This is a genomic window from Haloprofundus marisrubri (assembly GCF_001469955.1).
GTDB classification, from domain to species: Archaea; Halobacteriota; Halobacteria; order Halobacteriales; family Haloferacaceae; genus Haloprofundus; species Haloprofundus marisrubri.
The window spans coordinates 673,135-695,898 of sequence record NZ_LOPU01000029.1; the positions used below are offsets into that span (position 1 = coordinate 673,135).

Here is a 22,764-nt window from a genome sequence, read left to right on the forward strand (position 1 = left end):
AGAGAGCGAGCGAAGCGACGCAAATAGACGTTTGTCAGACAATTGGTAAATATGCAACTCCGTTCCTGAAGCCTGAAATTCGGTGATAATGGTACGACAACCGGACTCTCACACAAAGTGTCGGCTAAATTATCTACCTTGCCAACATCAGTTCTCGTATGCGATTGGTACAACTTCTCATTCCGGAGGGTGGACGGGCGGAGGTGCTGTCGGTGCTCGATGGGGAAGGAATCGACTACGCCGTCTGGGAGGAGACTGGACGTGGAAGCTTCGAGGCCGTCGTCTCCTTTCCGGTTCCCGAGACGGGCGTCGAGACGGTCCTCGACGCCCTGTACAATGCAGGCATCCAAGAAGACGCCTATACGATAGTGATGCCGACGGAGACGGTGGTGTCGAAGCACATCGAGGCGCTCCAAGCCCGATACAGCGGCCATCGCATCTCCCGTGACGAACTCGTCGCCCGCGCGGAGGACCTCGCGCCCGCGGCGTCGACGTTCTTCATCTTCCTCGTGGTGAGCACGCTCATCGCAACGACGGGGTTGCTGTTGGACTCGGCGGCGACGATTATCGGCGCGATGGTCATCGCTCCGCTGATGGGGCCGGCGATTTCGGCGAGCGTCGGCGCAGTGCTCGCCGAGCGGGAGATGACCTCCCGCGGCGTGAGTCTGCAGGTCACCGGACTGCTCGCCGCTATCGCCACGGGTGCGGTGTTCGGCTTTCTGCTGAAAGAAAGCGTGCTCCTCCCGCCGGTCGACATCCGGACGATTCCGCAGGTCGCAGAGCGTATCTCACCGAACTTCCTCTCGCTGTTTCTCGCACTGGGGTCCGGTATCGCGGGCGCGGTCAGTATCATGCGCAACGCCGGGTCGGCGCTGGTCGGCGTCGCCATCGCCGTCGCGCTCATCCCGCCGGCGGCCACCGCAGGACTGGGCCTCGCGTGGGGCTACCCGGGCGTGACGCTCGCCGCTGGGGTGTTAGTTCTCGTGAACCTGCTCGCTATCAACCTCTCGGCGCTCATCCTGTTTTGGGTTGCCGGATACCGGCCAGCGCTCGGTGACCGGACCACCGAGGCCAAAGCCGCCGTCAGAGCGCGCGTCGCCGTCATCGTCGTCGGTATCGCCGTGCTGTCGCTCGTACTCGGCGGCGTCACGTGGGCGTCGTTCGAAGCCGGAAACGTCAGTTACCGCGCCGACGCCGAGGTTCCGGTGATGTTCGACTCCGGTGAGTTCGGCGACCTGCAGTACGAGTCGATGTCCGTCGACTACGACATGACTGACGTGCTCCTCGGAAACCCCGCCCAGATTACCGTCGTGGCCGCCTACGAGGGTGACGAGACTATCCCACCGGACGTCGCCTCGCGCATCGACGAGCGTCTGACCGCCGAGACGGGCGAAAACATCGTCGTCGACGTCATCTTCGCGCCCGGACAGCGGTCGGGCTAACCGAGGCCGAGTCGACGACACCCGACGAGGAGAGGTGCCTCCGTCAACCGTCTCCGACTGCCTTCGGCCGCCTTCGACACTGTATGCGCGGACTACTCGCCGAACGCGCTTCTGTAGCCCATCTATTACCATATGCGTTTAGCCGTAGGCAACTGTATGGATATCTCACAGTTCGTGAAGTCCGACGATGCCGTTTCGCCGGCCATCGGAGTCGTACTGATGGCGGGCATCACCGTCCTCTTGGCGGCGACTGTCGCCGGGCCGCTTCTCCAGTTCGGTGACTCGAATCTCACCGCGCCTGTGTACGCGACGGCCGACGCCAGCGTCGACGACGACGAGAATCGCCTGAGCGTCACGTGGCTGTCGAACGAGGCGGCCGACTACCTCGACGTAACCATCGCCGTCGACGGTGAGCGTCACTCGACGGCGCTGTCGGAACCCGGCGACGCGCTCCACCTCGACGGCGACGGCATCGAGAAGACCGGGACGGAGACCTCTCACTCGAACGCGCTCGACGTCCACGACGGCGACAAGATACGAGTGACCGTCACCGCAGTCCGCGACGACAGTCGAACCGTCGTTCTCCAGCGAACCGTCTCGGTCTGAGTCGAAAAGCAGTCAGTATCTTCTGCAGGACAGCCGACAGACTCAGTCTGCCGGTTCGGTTTCGTGGTTCGCCAGCGCCTCGTCGATTTCGGCGGCCCCGGCGCTCGTGAGTTGGTCGCGCAGTCGTCTGGCGACGGTTTTCGCCTCGGCGAGTTCCGCCTCGGCGAGCGAGCGAACCAGCGCGACGGCGCGGTTGGTGCGGTGGCGTTGCCACGACGCCTCCCGTGACTCGTACGTCCGGATACCGCGGAGGAAGTCCACTTTCGAGAACTCCGGCCAGTACGGCGCACAGAAGAAGACGGCGGCTTCGTTGCCGTTTGCGTGCCACGGCAGGAAGTTCGAGGTTCGTTCGTCGCCGCCGGTCCGGATGATGAGGTCGACGTCGCGGACGGGCCGGCGGTACAGTCTGCTTTCGACGGCCCCGACGTCGATATCGTCCGACGAGAGGTCGCCGGTGTCGACGGCGCGGGCGACGTCGCGGGCCGCCTCCAGCAGTTCGGCGCGGCCGCCGTACGCCAGCGCGATGTTGAGCGTGAACCCGTCGTAGTCGCGGGTCCGATTCTCGGCGTAGTCGACGGCCTCTTTGACCCGCTCGGGGAGTCGATGTACCGCACCGATGGCGCGGATGCACACCTCGTTGTCGTGGACGCGGTCGGCGTCGGCGAACTCGTACAGTTTCGACTCGATGAGGTCGAACAGCGACTCGCGTTGCTGGGGTGGTCGGTCAAAGTTCTCCGTCGAGAACGTGTACAGCGTCAGTTCGGCGATGCCGAGTTCCTGACACCAGTCCAGTACTCGTTCGGTAGTCTCCGCGCCCGCGTGGTGACCATCGGATGCATCGTCGCCCTTCCGTCTCGCGTAGCGGCGGTTGCCGTCTTGGATGATGGCGACGTGGGTGGGTCCCGACCCGACTTCGCCGCGTAGCAACCGCTCGTACCCCGATGCGAACTCACGTCGGACCCGCCGAAACATATCCAGACGGTCACACCGGTCCCACATGTGTCTTGTGCCCTCGCTCCTGCGGAGACGGCCTATGACACGTCGACACACAGCATATCGGCCGATTCGTGCCGACGTTAGTCGACCGGGCGTCTCCGGTCGACTCGACGGTCCGCCCCGTGTGGAACCGTGAGGGGTTTATCGGGGCCGCCCGACGGTTCGTGCATGAGCGAGACGCTCGACGACGACCTCTACAAGCGGACGAAAGCGCTGTTGGAACCCGGCGAGATTCAACTCAACGGCCTCATCGTCCACACGGGCCTCTCGGGTCGAGAGGACCTGGAGATGCACGAACTCACCGTCGACCTGAACGACGTCATCGCCGACCACGCCGGGAAAGGCGAGTCGTACATCTACGCCGGCAACGACAACACCGACTTCGCCTCCAACCAGTTTCAGGGGCTGACGCTCGAGGACGACGAGTTCGTCTGGGAGTGCCAGCAACTGCTGCGAAACGGCGAGTTCAACCTCGTGTTCTACTACGAAGCCGACGCCGACCACGAGGCGATACTCGAAGACGTAGAGGAGATGGGTTACCGCGTGACCGGCGTCCGCGGCGACTGAAACGACCGAGCGACTCGGCTACTTTTCGACGTTCGTGACGACGGTGTCTGCGAGTTCGCCGAGCGGCCGCACGATGCGGTACTCGGGCGTCTCGACGACGATGGGCGACGATTCGGTCACGTCGAAGAAGTGCAGGGCGAGTTCGAAGCTGCCGTCGTCGGCGATGGGGCCGGCCTCGCGTTGCCCGGACGCTTCGTGTCGTGCCCACGCGTTCTTACCGGCGAGCGAGGCGTCGGTCTGCCCACGGATGGTGTACGACGGCGGTTTCACGTCGACCTCTGCGCCCTGCAGCGGGTAGCCGCGGTCACGCCACTCGAAAAAGCCCTCGTCGATTGCGACCACGTCGGTGTAGCCGTTGTCGATGAGCGACGCGGCGCGCATCGACGAGAGGTGGTGTGGACAGCCACAGTAGGTGACGATACGCTGGGATTTCTCCCACTCGGCGACGGGGTCGTTGGCGACGCCGTCGGGGGCCGTCGAGAGCACCGCCCCCTCGATGTGGGAGGCGTCGTACTGTCGTTGGCCGCGGGCGTCGGCGAACTTCGCCGAGCCTTCCTGAAACCACTGGTAGACGTCGTCTATCGGCGCGAGCGGGACCTGCGCGTTCGACCCGTCGACGGTCATCGTCTCGTAGTCGTAGGTCTTGTTGTCCGGCGTCCCGGAGGACGAGGAGTTCGAACAGCCCGCGAGGGCGGTGACTCCGGCGGCACCGGCGGCGGCGAGGAACGTGCGACGCTGCATTTTCAATCAGACCTAACTATCGGACGAATAAAACCATATCGACGTATCTGAGCCTGATCGGTGGTTCGAACGTCGAACGCGGCGGGCGAGTGTAGCCGACGAATCGCGGCGGCTTCGAGACGCTTATTCTCCTCCCGTTCGGAGTGTCGTCCATGAGACAGGCGGAGACGGACGTGACGCTCTCGACGCTCGACCGCGCCATCATCAATGCGTTTCAGGGCGGGTTCCCGGTCGTCGAGCGTCCGTTCGAACCGGCGGCTGCCGCGTTACGCGAACGCGGCGTCGACGTGACCGCAGAGGAACTGCTCGAACGCGTCCAGACGCTCGACGAGGAGGGCGTCCTCACACGCTTCGGCGCACTCGTCAACGCCGAGAACATCGGCGGCGCGGCGACGCTCGTCGCGATGCACGCCCCGCCGGAACGCTTCGAGGAGGTCACAGAACAGGTCAACGCCCACCGGGAAGTCGCGCACAACTACGAGCGTGAACACCCGCACCTCAACATGTGGTTCGTCGTCAGCGTCGCCGACGAGGACCGCGTCGAGGAGGTGCTGGCGGAAATCGAAGACGAGACCGGTCAAGAGACGTACAACCTCCCCAAGATAAACGAGTTCCGCGTCGAAGCCAAGTTCATGCTCGACGGGCCGATTCCCGACGGCGACGTGGACCTCTCGCATCTCGGCCCCGACGTCGAACCCTCCGACAGAGAAACACTCACACCCCAAGAGCGAGATTTGGTCGTCGAGATTCAGGGCGGCCTCCCGATTACGGCGACACCGTACGCGGACGTCGCCGACGCGATAGGCGCGGAGACCGAGTGGGTCGTCGAGACCATCAAGCGGTTCAATCAGGAGGGCAAGGTCCGAAGAGTCGGCGTCATCCCGAACCACTACGCGCTGGGCTACACCGAGAACGGGATGACGGTCTGGAACGTTCCAGACGAGGTGGTCGAAACCGTCGGCCCCGCCGTCGCCTCGCTCGACTTCGTCACCCACTGCTACCGCCGACCGCGACACGAGGGTGTCTGGCCGTACAACTTCTTTGCGATGACTCACGGCCGAAACGAGGAGGAGAGCCAGCGCCGCATCGAGGAAGTCCGCGAGACCATGGACGAACACTGGGAGGTCGGCGACGACGACTGGGACTCGCTGTTCTCGACGCGCATCCTCAAGAAGACCGGAATCAGACTGGCCGAACGCGCGGAGGCGAACACGAGTGAGTAACGGGCAGAGAGATGGATTCACTCGGTACGTGGTGTGTCGAGTGAACAGAGGGGAGTCCGACGCCGCGAGATGATTCCACTGTTCCACGATTTTACGGACGAGACAGTGCTGGTGTTCGGCGGCGGGGCCGTCGGCGCACGGAAAGCGCGCCGCTTCGCCGCGGAGGCCACCGTCGTCGTCGTCAGTCCCGAGTTCGGAGACGCCGAGTCCGCAGACCGCGAGTTCGGCGACGCGGAACTGATTCGCGCCGCACCCGCCCCAGACGAGATTCCCGAGTGGATAGCGCGATTCGACCCCGCACTCGTCGTCGCGGCGACGAACGACGAGGCGGTCAACGCCGCGGTGGAAGCGGCCGCACGCGACGCTGGACTCCTCGTCAACCGAACCGACCGTGCCGGAGAGCGTGATGTCGGCAGCGTCGTCGTGCCCGCCACCGTCGACGACGACCCGGTGATGGTGGCTATCTCGACGGGTGGACGGAGTCCGGCGCTCTCGAAGCATCTCCGCGAACGAATCGAGGCAGAACTGGAGGGTGCAGGAGCGATGGCCGAGTTGACCGGAGACCTCCGCGCAGAGATGAAAGCCGAGGGCGTTCCGCCGGCCGAACGACGCGAGGCGATTCGCGCCGTGGTCGCGGCGTCACCTGTTTGGAAGGCTTTACGTACGGGCGAATCCAACGCCCGGAAAGAGGCCCAGCGCGTGATACGGAACAGAGGTGAGTCCCCATGATGGAAGAAACCGGCGTCATCTCCGGTGTGAGCGTCTCGCACGTCAACGCGACCGTCGACGAAGTCGAGGCCGCCTGCCACGACGACGTCCGGACGACCATCTCGGCGTTGCTGGCGCGCGACGGCGTCGAAGAGGCGTACGTCATCCAGACGTGTAACCGCGCGGAGGCGTACGTCGTCACCGAGCGACCCGCTCTCGGTGCGGCGGCGCTCTCTGATTTCGCCCCCGACGTCCGCGACGGCGCGGTGGTCACGCTCGACCACGAGGCGAGTCTCCGTCACCTGATGCGCGTCGCCGCCGGCTTGGAGTCGCTCGTCCTCGGCGAGGACCAGATTCTCGGCCAACTGCGGCGCGCGGAGTCGGAAGCCCGCGCCGTCGACGGCATCGGAACGATGCTCGAAGACGCTCTCCGAAAGGCGATTCACGTCGGCGAGCGCGCACGCACGGAGACGAGGATAAACGAGGGTGCGGTGTCGCTCGGCAGCGCCGCCGTCCGCCTCGCCGACACCGAGACGACCGTCGAAGGCTCGACGGCGCTCGTCGTCGGCGCGGGTGAGATGGGCACACTGGCGGCGCGAGCGCTCGACGGCGCGAACGTCGAGCGTCTGCTCGTCGCCAACCGGACGGTGCCGCACGCCGAACATATCGCCGCCGAAGTCGAGGCCGACGCGTCGGCCGTCGCTCTCGATGCCGCTGCCGCCGCCGCCGACGAGGCCGATGTCGTCATCACGGCGACCAGCAGCACCGGCTACGTACTCGACGCCGAGACGCTCGCCGACGCCGGTGAGACGGTGCTCGTCGACATCGCCCAACCCCGCGACGTCGACCCGGCGGCGGACGACCTGCCGGGCGTCGTCGTCCGTGACATCGACGCACTCGAAACCGTCACCGCCGAGACCCGCGAGCGTCGTCGCTCCGAGACGGACGTCGTCGAGGCGATGATAGACGACGAACTCGCGCGCCTGCTCGACGCCTACAAGCGCAAACGCGCCGACGACGCCATCAGCGCGATGTACGAGAGCGCCGAAGCGGTCAAACACCGCGAGGTACAGACGGCGCTGTCGAAACTCGACGCGCAGGGCGAGATGACCGACGAACAGCGCGAGACGGTCGAAGCGCTCGCCGACGCGCTGGTCGGCCAACTGCTCGCCGCGCCGACGAAGTCGCTGCGCGACGCCGCCGCCGACGACGACTGGACGACCATCCAGACGGCGATGCAACTGTTCGACCCGGAGTTCGGAACCGGCGGTCCGGGCGGCATGCCGCCGTTCGGGACGGGCGAGGCGTCCGACGCGCCCGACGAAGAGGACGTGCCCTCGCACGTCTTCGAGCAGTACTCCGACGACTGACCGTTTTTGACCACGGACTGCGAACGCGGGCAAACGTTAACCAGCCACCGTGCGACTTTCAGCGCATGGCCGAACGACTGGACGACGACGAGATAGCGCGCCAACTACCCGACGGCTGGGAACGCGACGACGACGAAATCGTCCGCGTCTACGAGTTCGACGACTATCTCTCGGGGGTGCAGTTCGCCACGCAGGTCGCGGAAGTCGCCGACGAGGAGTTCCACCACCCGGAGATACGCATCCGCTACGACGAGGTTGAAGTCCGTCTGACCAGCCACGAGGCCGGCGGCATCACCGACCAGGACCTGCGTCTCGCCTCGTTGTTCGACGACGAGTACTGATGGACGCGGCGTACGTGTTCCGCGTCCGCTTCCGTCTCGAGACTGAGGTGGGTACCGCCGCACCCGACGAGTTCGAGACGGTGGTCCGAAAATCGGCAGCGACGCCGGGCGAGAACGGCTGGCTGTTCTTTCTGCACAACCTCTGGCGCGGCGAGGTCAACGACGACAGACACGCCCGTTCGCTCGCGGAGTCGTGGCTCTCGGTGTCCGTTCTCGACGTGCAGTTCAGCGAACTCGAAACTGACGAAGCGTACTTCGAGGCGTTGAAAGCCGAAATCGCGGCGGACCTCGGCCGGTTCAACGCCGACAGTGTGAGCGAAGTCCTGAACAAGTATCTCGGGAGTTCGATTCGGGTTCGGTGAGCGCGTCGTCGGCGTCGCTGAGCGCTTCGGAACGTTATCGGTCAGACGACTGTCGCCGGAACGGTTTTATCCGTCAGTTGGCTAGCTAGTAGTCCGATATGGTCTCCGACGTCTACGATTTCTGGCTGTTCGACCTCGACGGGACGCTCATCGACGCCGAGTGGGAGTACACCCGGCGGACGTTCGACCGGGTCGGCGACCGACTCGGCAGAGCGTTCTCGGACCGCGAGGCGGAGATTCTCTGGCACGGCCTCGGCGGCGCGCGCAACGCCCAACTCCACGAGTGGGGCATCGACCCGGCGGAGTTCTGGCCCGCCTTTCACGCCGTCGAAGACCCGGCCGCCCGCGCGGAGGCGACGTACCTCCATCCCGACGCCGCGTTCGTCGCCGACTTGGACGTTCCCGTCGGACTGGTGACGCACTGCCAGCAGTTTCTCGCCGACCCCGTGTTGGACCACCTCGACATCCGCGACTGGTTCGACACCATCGTCTGCTGTACCGACGATACGGGGTGGAAACCCGACCCCGGACCGGTGTCACACGCGATGTCGGACCTCGGGGTCGACGGCGCGGACGACGGCGTTCTCGCGGGCGACGGCGCGAACGACGTGGGTGCAGCGTGGAACGCCGGCCTCGACGGAATCCACATCGAACGACACGACCCGGAGCGTCGCGGACAGTGCGTGCTCGCCGACTACCGCATCCGCTCGTTCGAGGAGTTACTCGGAACGTAGCGTCGCGTCCGGATTACTGGGGACGGACGAGTACGCGTCCGTCACCGAACAGCGCAAAAACCAGATTCTGGTACGAGAACCGAACCGACACCGACTCGCGGTGGCTGCCGTCGGCCGTGGGGCCGAGCAGACCGGCAAGTGCGTCGGGGTCGATAGCGTGGAACAGCGGCTTGCCCTCCGTCGGGACCACGCCGCTATACCCTTCGAGCGCCGAGGCGATGGTCGTCACCAACTCCTGTGGACCCTCCCAGTCGTGGTGTGCGAGCGGTTCCCATCCGTCGTCGGACAGCAGTATCGACTCGTCGACGACGCGTTCGAGGCGCGCGAAACTCTCCGCGCCGGATTTCTGCACGTAACCGTTCGCGTCTGTTCGTCGCGCCTCGTCGAGAATCGCTCCACTGGATTTCCCCGAGAACAGCACCAGCGGCATCGACGCGTCCTTCTCGCGGACGACCGACGCGAACAGTCGGCCGTCCGAGAGCGTCACCGAGTCGCTGACCACACAGTCGTACTCGTCGTCTTCGAGCAGTTCCAGTCCTTCGTCACCGCTCGACGCGTTCGTCAGTTCGAACCGGTCTCCCTCCGGGTTGAGCAACTGATTCGTGAGTTCTGTGACGCCCGGGTCGTCGTCGACGTGGAGTACCTTCGCCCCGATTGACATAGCCCGCCCTTTCGGGAGTGGGGTAAAATACGTTTCTGCTATTCTCACAGTCTGAATAAATTACCTGTTTTGATATGAGAACGTTTGGCAGAGGAATCTACCCCGCGGAGCGTGTCGGGTTACGCCGCGTCGTAGCCGGTGAGTGTTTCGGCGTACTCCTCTGAATCGTCGAGGATGGCCCGTAACACGTCGACGCTCGGTTTTTCGGTTCGGTCGGGGTTGGCACGGACGCGAACGTCCTGACGCCCCAGCGAGACGAAGCCGAGACCGAGTCGGTCGGCGGTCGCCCGCAACCCGATACCCACGTCGGCGTCGCCGGCGAGAACGCGCCGGGCCGGACTCTCGGAGGCTTTCACCGAGCGGTCGAAGCCGTCGATTTCGGAGACGACGTCGTGACGCGAGACGCCGCGTTCGTCGGCCAACTCGGCGACGGCGTTGCCCAGACTCGTTCTAAGCCCCGAGTTCGAGTCGCGGTTGACGAACCGCAGGTCGTCGTCGACGAGCGACGCGACGCCGGCGACGCCCGCCGGGTTGCCGTCGGGGACGACGAGGCCCCACTCGCGTCGCCACCCACCCAAGTCCACGGCGTCGACGTCGCGTTCGACCGGGCCGGCGACGACGGCCACGTCCGGCACGCCGTTTCGGAGGCGACGAAGCCCTTCTCTGCTCCCGACCGGCAGGTAGCGTGGCGTGCCGAGACGGTCGAGCAAGCGGTTCAACAGCGGGTCGTCCTCGCCGACGCCGAGAAGCGACGGCGCACGCACGTCCGGCGAGAACAGCAGCACGTCCACCTCCTCGCCTTCGGCGAGATACTCGGTGTCCGGGTGGACTTCGACGATACCGTCGGCTTCGACGAGACTCGTCGTCGCACCGCTGCCTTTGTCGACGGGGTAGACGAGCGTCTCTCCGTTCTCGCGTTCTACCAATCCGACGGGCATCAGTCGCATCCGACCCTCGCTGTAGCGTTCCTGAACCGCCATCTTCCCGCTCACCGTCGCCGTCTGCGGTTCCGGAACGCCCGCCGCGCGGCGAACCGCCGGCGCGACGAACGTCCGGTAGATGGTGAGCGCCGACACCGGATAGCCCGGGAGGCCGACGTACGCCGACTCCTCCAACCGACCGACGAGCATCGGCTTTCCGGGTTTGACCGCGACGCCGTGCAGCAGCAGTTCGCCCTGTTCTTCGATGACCCGATAGATGACGTCGACCGCAGACGCGGAGGTCGACCCAGACGAGAGTACGAGGTCACATTCCTCGCTCGCTTGCACCAGCAGGCGCTCCATCTCGTCGTAGTCGTCGCCGGCGTGCGGATAGAGGACGGCTTCGCCGCCGGCCTCCTCGACGCCCGTGGCGATGGTGTAGCTGTTCACGTCGAAAATCTGGCCGCGGGCGCTGTGCAGCGTCTCGCCCGGCCGCACGAGTTCGTCGCCGGTCGAGACGATGCCGACGCGGGGGCGACCACGGACCGGTACCTCGTCGCGGCCGAGCGCCGACAGCAGGCCGATTTCTCTCGGTGTCAGGTGGGTTCCCGGACCGAGCGCTCGCGCGCCGGCGGCGATGTCCGCGCCGGCGAACATCACACTGTCGCCCGGCGCGACGGCGGTCCGGACTTCGATTTCGTTCGCACCGTGTTCATCCGTCCGCTCGACGATGACGACGGCGTCCGCACCCGGCGGCATCACCGCGCCCGTCGAAATTTCGGCGCACGTCCCGGCTTCGACGGTCACCTCCGGTTCCGCGCCCGCGTGGACTTCGCCGACGAGTTCGAGCGTCGCGGGGTCGGCTTCGTCCGCGCCGAAGGTGTCTTTCGCCTGTACGGCGTAACCGTCCATCGACGCCCGGTCGAAGCCGGGAACGTCGAGGTCGGCGTCGACTCGTTCGGCGAGCACGCGGCCGCGCGCTTTCTCCAGCGGCACGACTTCGGTGTCGGGTTCGAGGTCCAGCGACGCGATGGCGGCGTGGGCCGCCTCCGGTTCGGCGAGGTCACGGAATTCCTTTCTCTCGCTCACGCCGACCACTCCCAGTTCTCCACGGCGACGGTTGCACCCGCTTCGAGGCCTTCGCGCTCTTCGGGGACGACGACCCATCCATCCGCCAGCGCGACGCTCGACAGGATACCCGACCCGCTGGCGCGCGTCGGCGTCGCCTCCAGTTCTTCTCCGTTCTCGCTCGCTTCGGTTCGAACGCGGGCGAACGTCCGAATCCCGGGTTCGCTCGGTACCTTCCGAGTCAGCGTCGCCTCTCGCGTCGGGAACGGGTCGTCGGGGAGGTGACCCGCGCGCTTGAGCGCCGGACGCAGGAACTGGACCGCGTTGATGACGCAGGCGACGGGGTAGCCCGGCAGCATCACGACAGCCGTGTCGTCGACTTCACCGAGTGCGACGGGGTGACCCGGTTTCAACGCGACGCCGTGGACGAACACCTCGCCGAGTTCGTCGACGACTTCGTACGTCAGGTCGCGTTCGCCGACCGAGGACCCCCCCGTGGTCACCACCACGTCGTGGTCGAGGTTCGACTCGATGGCCTCTCGGAGTGCTTCCTCGTCGTCGGTCACGACGTCTCTGTAACTCGCGTCGCCGCCCCAGCGCTCGACGAGTTTCGAGACCGTCAGTCCATTAGTCTCGACGACTTCCCCGGGTTCCGGGTCTCGCTGGACGAGTTCCTCACCGGTCGGAATCACGGCGATTCGCGGTCGCTCGTACGTCTCCGCTTCGTGGACGCCGACGGACTTCAGGAGGCCGAGGTCCGACGGCCGAAGGCGGTGACCGGCGTCGTACAGCGACTGGCCATCTGCGACGTCTTCGTCGGCGTCGCCGACGTTCTCACCCTCTGCGAGCGCGTCGAACACTTCGACTTCGTCGCCGATTTCTTCGGTCTGTTCGACCATCACGACGGCGTCCGCGCCGTCGGGGAGCTCGCTTCCGGTGTGGACGCGGACGGCCTCGCCGGGGTTCACCTGGGGGGCGACGTCGCGTTCGTCGGCGCTCTCCGTTTTTTTCGCTTCGGCGAGTCGCAGCACCGACGGGGAGCGTCCGGATGCGCCGAAAGTATCCTTCGCTTGTACGGCGTAACCGTCCATCGCCGCGCGGTCGTAGCCCGGCACGTCGCGGGCGGCGGTAACCGTCTCGGCGAGCGCTCGGCCGTCGGCGGCTTCGAGCGCCACTCGTTCGGTTCGCTCGTGTGGCGTGACCGCCGCGAGAAGTCGCTCGCGGGCGTCGGCGACGCGTGTCCGGTCTTTGAATCCGGCGCGTCGCAGGTCGTCGTGGCTCATACGCCTCGTTGTAACCGCGGGGACAAAAGCGTCCACGTGGCGCCGGTGTCCGCGTTCGGGGCGCGGGTCGCGGGTCAGTCGGGCCGCTCTCGGGTCGTCTGGGTTCCTCGGGTCACCCCGACGCGTTGGCCGAAGCGAACCGGCATCTCGCCCGTCGCGTCGGGGGATTTCGACCGCCGGGTTTTTCGACCCCCAACCCGTAGTCGTGTCTATGTCAGCGCTGCGCGACGCGTTGCGGGAACTGCCCAAAGCGGTGTTCGCCGACCTGTTGGAGAGCGACGATGCGTACCTCCTCGTCGTGGACTTGCCCGGCGTCACCGCCGAGACGGCTGACGTGCGGTTCGAGGACGGCCGCCTCGTCATCGAAGCCCGACGTGAGAAGAGTCTCCCCCAAGAGTTCCGCTACCTCCGCGAGGACCGCTCGCTGTTCCTCGACGCGGAACTACCCCTCCCGCCGGACGCCTCCGGCGACGGTGCCGAGGCGTCGATGGAACGCGGCGTCCTCGAACTTCACCTCCCCAAGCGGACGGCCACTCCCGAGCGGTCGATTCCGATAACGGACGACTCCGCGGAGTAGGTGGTCACACTGGTCAATCTGCGGGCATACTGGCGGTTCCTCGTCGTCTTCCGTCGATTCCTCCCGCTCATCGTCGCCTACACCAGAGACCGGAATCGGTTCTTCCTGTTCGGTCGGTCACGGCAGGTCACAGCCGAGATGCAGGTCGACAGAGCGGAGATACTGCTCGACACGCTGTTGACGCTCGGGCCGACGTTCATCAAACTCGGGCAACTGCTGTCGACGCGCCCGGACATCCTTCCGCCGGCGTACATCGACGTGCTGTCGAGTTTGCAGGACGACGTCCCACCCGCCCCGTGGGACGAGTCGAGAGTCGTCATCGAAGACGAACTCGGCCCCGTCGACGAGAAGTTCGACGCCTTCGACCGCGACTCCATCAGCGGTGCGAGTCTCGGGCAGGTGTACCTCGCCGAGTACGAGGGCGAACGCGTCGCCGTCAAGATTCGTCGTCCCGGCATCGAGGAACTGGTCGAAGCCGACCTCCGCGTCATCAAATGGTCGATTCCGCTCGTCTCGCGGTTCGTCGGCGAAGGCCAAGCGTTCTCGCTGGACAGCCTCGCCGACGAGTTCGCCAAGACGATTCGAGAGGAGATGGACTACGGCCGCGAACGCGACATGCTCGTCCGGATTCGCTCGAACTTCGAGGAGAACCGCGACATCGTCATCCCCCGACCCATCGACGACGTCTCCGGCCCTCGCGTGCTCACGATGGAGTACGAACCGGGCGTGAAGATTAGCGACGTCGAGACGCTCGACGAGATGGACATCGACCGCCACGAACTGGCGGTCAAACTGCAGGAGATTTACCTGCAGATGATAATCGAAGACGGCGTCTTCCACGCCGACCCCCACCCCGGCAATCTAGCCGTCGACGACGACGGGTCGATTATCTTCTACGACTTCGGGATGAGCGGCACCGTCGACCCGTTCATCCAGGACAAAATCGTCGAGTTCTACATCGCCGTCGCCAACCAGAACATCGACGGCATCCTCGACTCGCTGGTCGAGATGGGGACGCTCTCGCCGGAGGCCGACCGCGAGGTGATGGCGAACGTGATGGAACTCGCCATCGCCGACGTTCGCGGCGAGGACATCGAACAGTACCGCGTCCAGCAGGTGATTCAGCAGGTCGAAGACACCATCTACGAGTTCCCCCTTCGACTGCCCCAGAACATGGCGCTCGTCCTCCGCGTCGCCACCGTCGTCGAAGGCGTCTGTGTGACGCTCGACCCGGACTTCGACTTCATCACCGTGGCGACGAACTATCTCTCGGAGACGGGATACCGCGAGGAGACGGCCAAGCAGTTGGTCGAAGACGCCGGCCGACAACTCCAGCAGACGACGGAGTCGCTCATCACCGTCCCGCCGAAACTCGACCGGACGCTCGACCAACTCGAACGCGAGAACGTCACCGTCAACGTCCGCATCGAGGACAAAAACGACGTGTTCGACCGCCTCTCGCGGCGCATCGCGTACAGTCTGCTGTTCTCGGTCGGCCTGCTCTCGGCGTCGATTCTGTACGCCTTCGGCAACGACTGGCGTTTTGCGGCCGCGATGGTCGGAATCACGCTCCCGATGGGCTTTCTGCTCTACCGGTCGCTGCGCAAGAAGCGCAAAGGCATCCGCGCGCGTCCGCAGTTCACGAGACAAAGCATGCGCGAACGACGCGGCGACTGAGCGCACTCGTCGTCTCGGCCCGTGAGGGCACTGTCGACGCACGGTCGTAGCCGCGGACGACTCGTTTCCAAACCGTTTATACCGCCGCCTCGGTAAGTCGCTGTATGGCGAAACAGCAGAAGCAGGTTCGTGAACTGCAGGAAGGCAGCTACGTCATGATGGACAGCGCCCCGTGTAAAATCGACCACTACAGCACCGCCAAACCGGGCAAGCACGGCAGTGCGAAGGCTCGTGTCGAAGGTCGCGGCGTCTTCGACAGCAAGAAGCGCAGTCTCAGCCAGCCAGTCGACGCGAAGGTCTGGGTCCCAATTATCGACCGAAAGCAGGGTCAGGTCGTCTCGGTCACCGGCGACGACGCACAGGTGATGGACCTCGACACCTACGAGACGTTCACGATGCGCATCCCCGAGGGCGAGGACTTCTCCCCGGAGAGCGAAATCGAATACCTCGAGTACGAAGGCAACCGAAAGGTCGTGTAATGTTCCCCGGGGCGACCGCCGAACGCAGTGACGCGAACTTCGTCATCGTCGGTGCGCCCCTGGACATCTCCACGAGTTTTCAGCCAGGGGCCCGTTTCGGTCCCGATAGAATCCGAAAATTCGCCGAAACGTTCGACGACTACGACCGTCGAACCGACCAGTTCTTCTCGGACCTCGCGGTCCACGACGCCGGTGACCTCCACGCGTGGAGCGACGCCGCCGAGTACGTCCGATTCCTCAGCGGCGAACTCGGCGACGCCGTCGCCGACGGTGCGGTTCCAATCACCCTCGGCGGCGAGCACACCGTTACGGCCGCGGGTGTCCGCGCCGTCGACCCGGACGTTTTCGTCTGTCTCGACGCCCACCTCGACCTCAGAAGCGAGTACGACGGCAACGAGTGGAGTCACGCCTGCGTCACTCGCCGCGTGCTCGACACCGCCGACGAGGCGATTATCCTCGGTGCCCGGACCGGTTCACCCGAAGAGTGGGAGCGCGCCGCCGAAGCCGACGTCACCGTCGTCGCGCCCGAGGACGTCTCCGACTGGACCCCCGAGTTCGACGCCGATTCCTCCGTCTACCTGAGCGTCGACATCGACGGTGCGGACCCCGGATTCGCCCCCGGGACGGGGACGATGGAACCGTTCGGGTTGACGCCGCGGGAGATGCGCGACGTGGTACGCGCCGTCGCCCCGGCGACGGACGGTTTCGACGTGGTCGAAGTGAACGACCGAGACGACGGCCAAGCCGCGTCGCTGGGCGGAAAACTGCTGAAGGAGTTCGTCTACGAGCGGGCGACGGACCAGTAGCCGTCGCTTTCTCTGCTACTTTGTAAAACGCGAGCGACGTCGCCTCTCAGCGACGAAGCACACGTCGCATCTTTCGCGTGATACTGCGCTTTGTTCGACGCGGTAGTCGACGCCAGACGCGAAGCGCGCTGCGGAACTTACTCATAGTAAGTCACCTCGTATTTCGCTCGCAACAGACTGTACGCCATCGGCATAGATAATAGCGGTGGCTGCATTCGCAAGCTTCCGTGTCTGTCGACCGAACACGACGTTCAGCAGACCGCTGTAGCAACACGCGACGACACCCCCCTCACGGAGCGCCGCCCAGACGTTCACCTCTGATTATAAGAGCCGTCGCCTGCGACGTATCGTCATGATATCCGTCGCCTTCTTCGGGAGTCACCCCCTCGGCGAAGCGTGTCTCTCGCAGTTGGACGCCCATCCCGACGTGTCGGTCGAACTCGTCGTCACCTACTCACCAGACGCCGATACGTGGTGGGAGGGTTCGGTGTACGACCTCGCCGACTCGCTCGGCTACCCCACACTCTCGCTCGCCGAAGAACGACAGGTGCTGGAACACGATATCGACTATCTCGTCAGCGTCTACTATCCGAACATTCTCGGCGGCGAACTGCTGGAGCACGCCAATGAGCTATCGCTGAACCTCCACCAAGCCGAACTCCCGCGCTACCGCGGCAGCAACGTGTTCAGCCACGCCATCATGAACGCCCGCGACGACGACCACTGGAGACACGGCACGACGCTGCACGTGATGGCTGAGCGAGTCGACGCCGGCGACATCGTCGCTCGCGCGTTCGTCCCCATCGAGGAGACCGACCGCGCCCGCGACGTGTACGACAAAGCCAACGAGGCCTCCGAAGAGCTGTTCGCCGACGTGCTCCCCGAAATCGTCTCCGGAGAGGTCCACGAGATGGCCCGCCCGCAGTCGGAGTTCGACGGGAAGCGCTACTACTACGAGAAGGACAGCTTGGACGGCGAAAAAGAGATTTCACGCGAAGACCTCGAAACCCGAGACGAACTGGCGCTGTACGACACGATTCGGGCGCTCGACTTCCCGCCGTTCGAACCGGCGTACACGACCGTCGGCGGCGAACGCGTCTACCTCACGGCTGACTACAACGACGCACCGTAGCGCCGTTTCCCTCGGTGCGACTGGTGGACAGTCGTCGTCCGGTCGCATCGGCGCGCGTGGCTACCTCCAAGAGTTCGACCGCCGCCGCGCCGACGCGCCCGTCGGCTTTCGGGTGTCGGGCGCTCTTCGTCGCGTCGAGGAAGTCGACCACTTCTGCTTTCAGCGGTTCGACCGGTTCGACGGTTATCGTCTCGGTTCCTTCCTCGGCGCCCGTCTCCGGGTCGAGGCTGAACGTCTCGTAGTGTTCGTTTTCGAGGTAGTCGATGCGGGCGGCGCGCTCGCTGCCGACGACGACGAGTTCCCGCGACTTGCCGAAGACGGGAACCTGCCACGACGCCGAGATGACGCCCGTCGTCTCGCCGTAACCGAGCGAGAGCGACGCCGTCTCGTCGATGTCGTCGCGGACGAAAGAATCGAGGCGACAGCCGATGTTGTCGGGCCACGCGTCGAGCAGGTAGCCGTAGAGGTCCACGTCGTGGACGGCCACCGAGTAGAGGACTCCGGCACCGCGTCGCGGTTCGCGGAGGGCAAAGCGGTTCGTCCACAGGTAGCGAATCTCGCCGAACTCGCCGGCGTCGATGCGGCGTTTGAGGTCGGTGACGAGCGGGTGGTGTCGGAAGATGTGGCCGACGCCGAGCGTCCGACCGTATCGTTCGGCCGTTTCGACGAGGTCCCAGGCGTTCTGGGCGTCGAGCGTCAGCGGCTTCTCGACCATGATGTCGACGCCCGACGACAGTAGGTCGGTGCCGACACCGTGGTGCGTCGGCGAGGGCGTCGCCACCGTCGCGGCGTCGACACGCCCCGGAAGCGCGCCGACGTCGGTGACGTATTCGGCGTCGAACTCGGCGGCCATCTCGGCCGCACGAGCCTCGTCGACGTCACAGACGACGAGTTCGTCTATCTCTCCGGCGTCTCTGAGTTCCGCGCCGACACGGACGTGGTTCGACCCCCAGTAGCCCGTGCCGACGACGGCGTAGTTCACGCAGGCACCCCGACGAACGACTCGATAGCGTCACAGACTCGCTCGATTTCCTCGTCGGTGATGCGCGGATGCATCGGCAGCGAGAGAATTTCCTCGCAGAGTATCTCCGTCTGGGGGAGCGTCGGCGTCTCGTCCATCTGCTCGACGACGGCCGAGTGCAGGTGTGCGGGCGTCTCGTAGTGGATGCCCGTCTGGATGTCGCGCGCCGAGAGGTGCTCGCGGAGCGCCTCGCGGTTCTCGCTTCGGACGACGTAGAGGTGGTAGACGTGAGAGCCGTCGTCGGCGACGGTGGGCGTCTCGATTCCCTGCATCTCGCCGAGTCGCTCGTCGTACTTCGCGGCGGCGGCGGCGCGTGCGGCGTTCCAGTCGTCGAGATGCGACAGTTGTTCGATGCCGACGGCGGCTTTCATCTCGTCGAGTCGGTAGTTGAGCCCGAGTTCGACGTGCGTTCCCGACTCGTCGCGGCCGTGGTTGCGGATGCGTCGCGCCGTCTCCGCGAGTTCGGCGTCGTCGGTGACGAGCATGCCGCCGTCGCCGCCGACGGTCATGTTCTTCGAGGGGTAGAAGCTGAAACAGCCGACGTCGCCGAGGCTGCCGGTTCGTTCGCCGCGGTAGGTCGCGCCGTGGGCCTGACAGGCGTCCTCGACGACGGCCATCCCGTAGCGGTCGGCGATGTCGTTGATTTCGTCCATCGGTGCGGGTTGGCCGTAGAGGTGTACCGGAGCGATAGCCGTGGGGTTCTCCGCGGTGGCAGCCTTCGCCGCGAGGTCTTCGGGGTCCATCGTGTACGTCTCGGGGTCCACGTCGACGAACACGGGGTTCGCGTCCAGCGAGAGCACGGGACTGGCGGTGGCGAAGAACGTGTGGCCCGGAACGAACACGTCGTCGCCCGCTTCGACACCCGCGCTTCGGAACGCGAGCAGTAGCGCCGCGGTTCCGCTGCTGACGCCGACGGCGTGGTCGACGCCGCAGAACTCGGCGAATTTGGCCTCGAACTCCTCGAGTACCGGCCCTTTGACGTACCGGGTACTCCGGAGTACCGACGCTGCCCGGTCGACGATGTCGTCGTCGACGTATACATCAGTAAATCGTACAGTACCGTCCATAAATATGTCTGAGGGCGTGAACACCTTCGTTATGCGGAGACTTCCGTCTCCGAGGAAGAGCGAAAGCGGTCATTTTGTCGGAGAAGAACAGACAGATTGAGCGACTATCGCTCAGAGCGATTCGTACACTGTTCGGAGTGAATCGGCGTCGTGTGCCCATCCGTACCGACCTTCGACCGCGGCGCGACCGTTCTGTCCTCGTTCTCTCGCGGTCTCCTCGTCGGCCAGTTCCAACACCGCGTCGGCGACGGAGTCGGGGTCACCCGCGCCCGACACCGCTCCCGATTCGGTCTCCGAGACGATGCGTGCGAGCGGTTTCACGTCGCTGACGAGGACCGGTCGCTCCATCGCCATGTACTGAAACAGTTTGTGCGGCACCGTCGTCTCGGTGTGCGGCGTCGACGCGTGCGTGACTGTGCAGACGTCGCTCTCGGCCATGTAGTCGGGGACACGCTCGAAGTCGACCCAACCGGTGTACGTCACCCGGTCGAGAACGCCCAACCGCGCGCAGAGTCCGTTGAACTCCTTTCCGTAGGTGGGTGTTCCCGGCGCGCCGACGACGAGCAGGCGGACGTTCGGTATCTCATCGGCGATGGCCGGAAGCGCGCGAACGACCGTGTCCAGTCCTCGGTGTGGTGCGAACTTCCCGACGTACGAGAGCGTGAACGCCTCGTCGTCGGCTTCCGGGACCGTCTCGACTTCTTTGGGGTCGAACTTCTCGACTTCGACGGTGTTGCCGACGACAGTCACCGACTCGGGCGACGCGTCGCAGTTGTCGAGATAGTGCTCTCGTCCCTCTTCGACGGGCGTCAGCACGTGGTCGGCCTCGCGGACGCAGCGCTCCTCGATTCGTTTCCAGCGCCGAACCGGCTGAAACGCGTAGTCGGCGATGCGCGCCGGACTCCTGTACACGTCGCTGGGTTCGTCCATCCGTCGCCACTGCCGAATCGCCTCGGGGTAGTTCTCGTGGAGGTCGGCGACGACGGGGACGCCCGTCTCCTCGCGGACCGACAGCGCCGTCCGAACCAGCGGCAGGTCGTGGATGTGCAGTGCGTCCGCGCCGTCGTCGACGGCCTCGCGCATTGCGTCGGCCCACAGCGGGTGGACTCGCTGGGTCAGGAATCGGAGCGTCTCGGGCCACCGTGCGGTCGACGACCGGCCGTAGACGGTGAGGCGGCGTACCTCGACGCCGTCGATGGTTTCGTGTTCTGGGAGGTGTGACTGGCCGCGACAGAGCAGTTCTACCTCGTGCCCGGCGTCGAGGAGCGCCGACGCTTCCTTTGCGACCCGTACGTCGGTCGGATACTGCTTGCGCAGTACCATACAAATCCGCATCTGATGACACGAGATGTGATTGTCGTAGATTGTTATGCGTCGCGTACCGCATCTCGAACGGGGACACGTATGCGTGCGGACCGCACGGTACGGAGGTCGTAACGAAGGCCCTCCGGCCCCGACTGCAGGCGAATGAACGGGAGTCCACGGGCCGAGAGTCCTCGCGACACGCCTCGACGCCGCTGTCGGGTGAACACGCCGTGGTAGCGCTCGAACGCGACAGCATCGCGGTGTTCGGGTCGCGCGTCTTCACCCGACTGCTGGGCTTTCTGAGCGTCATCTACTTCGCGCGCGCCCTCGGCGCGGAGTCGCTCGGCATCTACTTCACGTTCCAGACGCTCGTGAGTATCCTCACGCTCGCGGCGAGCGTCGGTCTCCCCGGCGCGACGGTCAAACGGATGAGCCAGCAGGAGACCGCCGACGAGAGAGCGCCGTATCTCACCGCCGCGTTGCTCTTGGCCGTCGGCACCTTCGGCATCGTGTCGCTCGCGGTGTTCGTCTTCGGGGCACGCGTCGACTCGTTCGTCGACCTCGAAACCGCGGCCCCGCTTCTCGTGCTCGTCGTCGGTCTCGGCGCGTGCCGGAGCATCCTCGTCAGCGCGCTTCGCGGTGAACAGAAAGTGTCGGTGTCGGGGCTTCTCGACCTGTTCGGTCAAGTCGTTCGCCTCGTCGTCTCCATCGCGCTCATCGCGGAGTTCGGCGTCGTCGGCCTCATCTACGGCTCCGCGGTGTCGCTGGCGCTGTCGGCGCTCGTCTCCTTCTGGCTGCTCGATACCTCGCTGACGCTGCCGACGCGCGGTGCAATCGAACACCTCGTCGAGTTCGCCCGCTACACGGCGGGCATGAACGTCAGCCACCTCGCGTACACGTGGGCGGACACGCTCGTCCTCGCGGCGTTGGCGTCGAAAGCCGCCGTCGGCGTCTACGAGTCGTCGTGGCGACTCACCGGCATCACGCTGCTCGGTGCGCAGGCCATCGGTATCGCACTCGCGCCGACTATCACCCGCTGGCACGAGAACGGCGACATGGACGGTATCGAACAGGCGTTCAGACAGGCGCTCACCTACGCGGTGATGTTCGTCATCCCCGCCATCGTCGGCGTTGCGCTCCTCGGCGACGACCTGCTCTCGACGCTGTATCAGTTCGAGACGGGCGCGACGGTGCTTCTCATCCTCACCGTCGGGCAACTCGCTCAAGCCGTCAAATACGTCACCCAGAACGTCCTGTTCGGCATCGACCGCCCGGACATCGTCTTCTGGACGAACATCGTCTCGCTCGTGGCGAACCTCGCGCTCAACGTCGTCCTCGTCAGCGAGTTCGGCATCTACGGCGCGGCGGTGGCGACGCTCACGACGGCGGCCGTCGCCGCAGTCGCCCAGATTTGGCTGCTCCGTCGGGAACTGACGCTCTCGGCGGACTGGGGAGCTATCGGCTGGCAGGTCGGTGCCGCCCTCGTGATGGGTGCGGCTATCTACGCGCTCGACCGAGTCGTCGCCGGTGACACCATCGTCGGCGTCGTCAGCCTCGTCGGCGCGGGGGCGGTCGTCTACGGCCTCGGCATGCTGGCGCGCGAGGACGTGCGCCTCCGACTGCGCTCGGCGCTGGAGTCGACGTGAACGTGGCGGCCGCTCCCGAAATCCGGCGCGTC

23 protein-coding genes are annotated in these 22,764 nt (G+C 65.4%); 15 read left to right on the plus strand and 8 right to left on the minus strand.

The features are described 5' to 3' along the window. The first annotated feature begins 158 nt into the window (after positions 1-158). Positions 159-1,442, plus strand: coding sequence for a TIGR00341 family protein (locus AUR64_RS13895; protein WP_058582533.1), 1,284 nt, complete (start codon positions 159-161; stop codon positions 1,440-1,442). Between the two features lie 156 nt (positions 1,443-1,598). Beyond that, positions 1,599-2,048: a type IV pilin gene (locus AUR64_RS13900; protein ID WP_058582534.1), complete on the plus strand. Its 450-nt coding sequence runs from the start codon at positions 1,599-1,601 to the stop codon at positions 2,046-2,048. A gap of 42 nt (positions 2,049-2,090) precedes the next feature. Here the strand turns inward: AUR64_RS13900 and uppS are convergent, their stop codons facing one another. Further along, positions 2,091-3,020: a polyprenyl diphosphate synthase gene (gene uppS / locus AUR64_RS13905; RefSeq protein WP_058582725.1), complete on the minus strand. Its 930-nt coding sequence runs from the start codon at positions 3,018-3,020 to the stop codon at positions 2,091-2,093. Between the two features lie 192 nt (positions 3,021-3,212). On the opposite strand from uppS, the gene AUR64_RS13910 reads away from it, so the two are divergent. Then, positions 3,213-3,611, plus strand: coding sequence for a DUF5778 family protein (locus AUR64_RS13910; RefSeq protein ID WP_058582535.1), 399 nt, complete (start codon positions 3,213-3,215; stop codon positions 3,609-3,611). A gap of 18 nt (positions 3,612-3,629) precedes the next feature. Here the strand turns inward: AUR64_RS13910 and AUR64_RS13915 are convergent, their stop codons facing one another. Beyond that, positions 3,630-4,352, minus strand: coding sequence for a rhodanese-like domain-containing protein (locus tag AUR64_RS13915; protein ID WP_058582536.1), 723 nt, complete (start codon positions 4,350-4,352; stop codon positions 3,630-3,632). Positions 4,353-4,504: 152 nt separating this feature from the next. Here AUR64_RS13915 and ahbB point away from each other — a divergent pair, with 152 nt between their 5' ends. The 6 genes from ahbB to AUR64_RS13945 all read left to right on the plus strand — a co-directional run bounded on the left by ahbB (position 4,505) and on the right by AUR64_RS13945 (position 9,090). After that, positions 4,505-5,575, plus strand: coding sequence for a siroheme decarboxylase subunit beta (ahbB, locus tag AUR64_RS13920; protein WP_058582537.1), 1,071 nt, complete (start codon positions 4,505-4,507; stop codon positions 5,573-5,575). A gap of 69 nt (positions 5,576-5,644) precedes the next feature. Beyond that, positions 5,645-6,304 (plus strand): precorrin-2 dehydrogenase/sirohydrochlorin ferrochelatase family protein, encoded by a 660-nt coding sequence (locus tag AUR64_RS13925; RefSeq protein WP_058582538.1) that lies wholly within the window; start codon positions 5,645-5,647, stop codon positions 6,302-6,304. Next, positions 6,304-7,653: a glutamyl-tRNA reductase gene (gene hemA, locus AUR64_RS13930; protein WP_058582539.1), complete on the plus strand. Its 1,350-nt coding sequence runs from the start codon at positions 6,304-6,306 to the stop codon at positions 7,651-7,653. Before AUR64_RS13925 ends, hemA begins: the two co-directional genes overlap by 1 nt. Before the next feature lie 65 nt (positions 7,654-7,718). Continuing rightward, entirely contained in the window at positions 7,719-7,994 is a 276-nt protein-coding gene (locus AUR64_RS13935) for a 4a-hydroxytetrahydrobiopterin dehydratase (RefSeq protein ID WP_058582540.1), read from the plus strand. Next, complete coding sequence (gene lwrS, locus AUR64_RS13940) at positions 7,994-8,356, plus strand: LWR-salt protein (protein ID WP_058582541.1); 363 nt, start codon at positions 7,994-7,996, stop codon at positions 8,354-8,356. Before AUR64_RS13935 ends, lwrS begins: the two co-directional genes overlap by 1 nt. 98 nt (positions 8,357-8,454) lie before the next feature. Further along, on the plus strand, positions 8,455-9,090 hold the full coding sequence (locus AUR64_RS13945) for an HAD family hydrolase (protein WP_058582542.1): 636 nt from the start codon (positions 8,455-8,457) through the stop codon (positions 9,088-9,090). 13 nt (positions 9,091-9,103) lie between these two features. Here AUR64_RS13945 and AUR64_RS13950 read toward each other — a convergent pair whose 3' ends face one another. The 3 genes from AUR64_RS13950 to AUR64_RS13960 form a co-directional block, all read right to left on the minus strand. Next, the gene (locus AUR64_RS13950; protein ID WP_058582543.1) at positions 9,104-9,751 is read right to left on the minus strand and encodes a HalOD1 output domain-containing protein; all 648 of its coding nucleotides are present in this window, start codon (positions 9,749-9,751) and stop codon (positions 9,104-9,106) included. 119 nt (positions 9,752-9,870) lie between these two features. Then, complete coding sequence (locus AUR64_RS13955) at positions 9,871-11,760, minus strand: molybdopterin biosynthesis protein (RefSeq protein WP_240479613.1); 1,890 nt, start codon at positions 11,758-11,760, stop codon at positions 9,871-9,873. Beyond that, on the minus strand, positions 11,757-13,022 hold the full coding sequence (locus tag AUR64_RS13960) for a molybdopterin molybdotransferase MoeA (RefSeq protein ID WP_058582545.1): 1,266 nt from the start codon (positions 13,020-13,022) through the stop codon (positions 11,757-11,759). The genes AUR64_RS13955 and AUR64_RS13960 overlap by 4 nt, the downstream gene beginning before the upstream one ends. A gap of 211 nt (positions 13,023-13,233) precedes the next feature. Between AUR64_RS13960 and AUR64_RS13965 the strand changes: the two genes are divergently transcribed. The 5 genes from AUR64_RS13965 to AUR64_RS13985 all read left to right on the plus strand — a co-directional run bounded on the left by AUR64_RS13965 (position 13,234) and on the right by AUR64_RS13985 (position 17,693). Next, positions 13,234-13,599: an Hsp20/alpha crystallin family protein gene (locus AUR64_RS13965; protein ID WP_058582546.1), complete on the plus strand. Its 366-nt coding sequence runs from the start codon at positions 13,234-13,236 to the stop codon at positions 13,597-13,599. Continuing rightward, on the plus strand, positions 13,600-15,276 hold the full coding sequence (locus AUR64_RS13970) for an ABC1 kinase family protein (protein WP_058582547.1): 1,677 nt from the start codon (positions 13,600-13,602) through the stop codon (positions 15,274-15,276). It begins immediately after the preceding gene. A gap of 104 nt (positions 15,277-15,380) precedes the next feature. Next, entirely contained in the window at positions 15,381-15,755 is a 375-nt protein-coding gene (locus AUR64_RS13975) for a translation initiation factor IF-5A (RefSeq protein WP_058582548.1), read from the plus strand. Further along, the gene (gene speB, locus AUR64_RS13980; protein WP_058582549.1) at positions 15,755-16,561 is read left to right on the plus strand and encodes an agmatinase; all 807 of its coding nucleotides are present in this window, start codon (positions 15,755-15,757) and stop codon (positions 16,559-16,561) included. Before AUR64_RS13975 ends, speB begins: the two co-directional genes overlap by 1 nt. Before the next feature lie 352 nt (positions 16,562-16,913). Continuing rightward, positions 16,914-17,693 carry a formyltransferase family protein gene (locus AUR64_RS13985; protein ID WP_058582550.1) on the plus strand — a complete coding sequence of 260 codons (780 nt, stop codon included), beginning with the start codon at positions 16,914-16,916 and terminating at the stop codon, positions 17,691-17,693. Here AUR64_RS13985 and AUR64_RS13990 read toward each other — a convergent pair. From AUR64_RS13990 to AUR64_RS20560, 3 genes are all read right to left on the minus strand, one after another. After that, positions 17,665-18,675, minus strand: coding sequence for a Gfo/Idh/MocA family protein (locus tag AUR64_RS13990; protein WP_058582551.1), 1,011 nt, complete (start codon positions 18,673-18,675; stop codon positions 17,665-17,667). The two genes, AUR64_RS13985 and AUR64_RS13990, sit on opposite strands and share 29 nt — an antisense overlap. After that, positions 18,672-19,781, minus strand: coding sequence for a DegT/DnrJ/EryC1/StrS family aminotransferase (locus AUR64_RS13995; protein ID WP_058582552.1), 1,110 nt, complete (start codon positions 19,779-19,781; stop codon positions 18,672-18,674). The genes AUR64_RS13990 and AUR64_RS13995 overlap by 4 nt, the downstream gene beginning before the upstream one ends. Before the next feature lie 111 nt (positions 19,782-19,892). Then, the gene (locus AUR64_RS20560) at positions 19,893-21,104 is read right to left on the minus strand and encodes a glycosyltransferase family 4 protein (RefSeq protein WP_162265543.1); all 1,212 of its coding nucleotides are present in this window, start codon (positions 21,102-21,104) and stop codon (positions 19,893-19,895) included. Positions 21,105-21,316: 212 nt separating this feature from the next. On the opposite strand from AUR64_RS20560, the gene AUR64_RS14005 reads away from it, so the two are divergent. Beyond that, positions 21,317-22,732: an oligosaccharide flippase family protein gene (locus AUR64_RS14005; RefSeq protein ID WP_058582554.1), complete on the plus strand. Its 1,416-nt coding sequence runs from the start codon at positions 21,317-21,319 to the stop codon at positions 22,730-22,732. Positions 22,733-22,764: the final 32 nt, after the last annotated feature.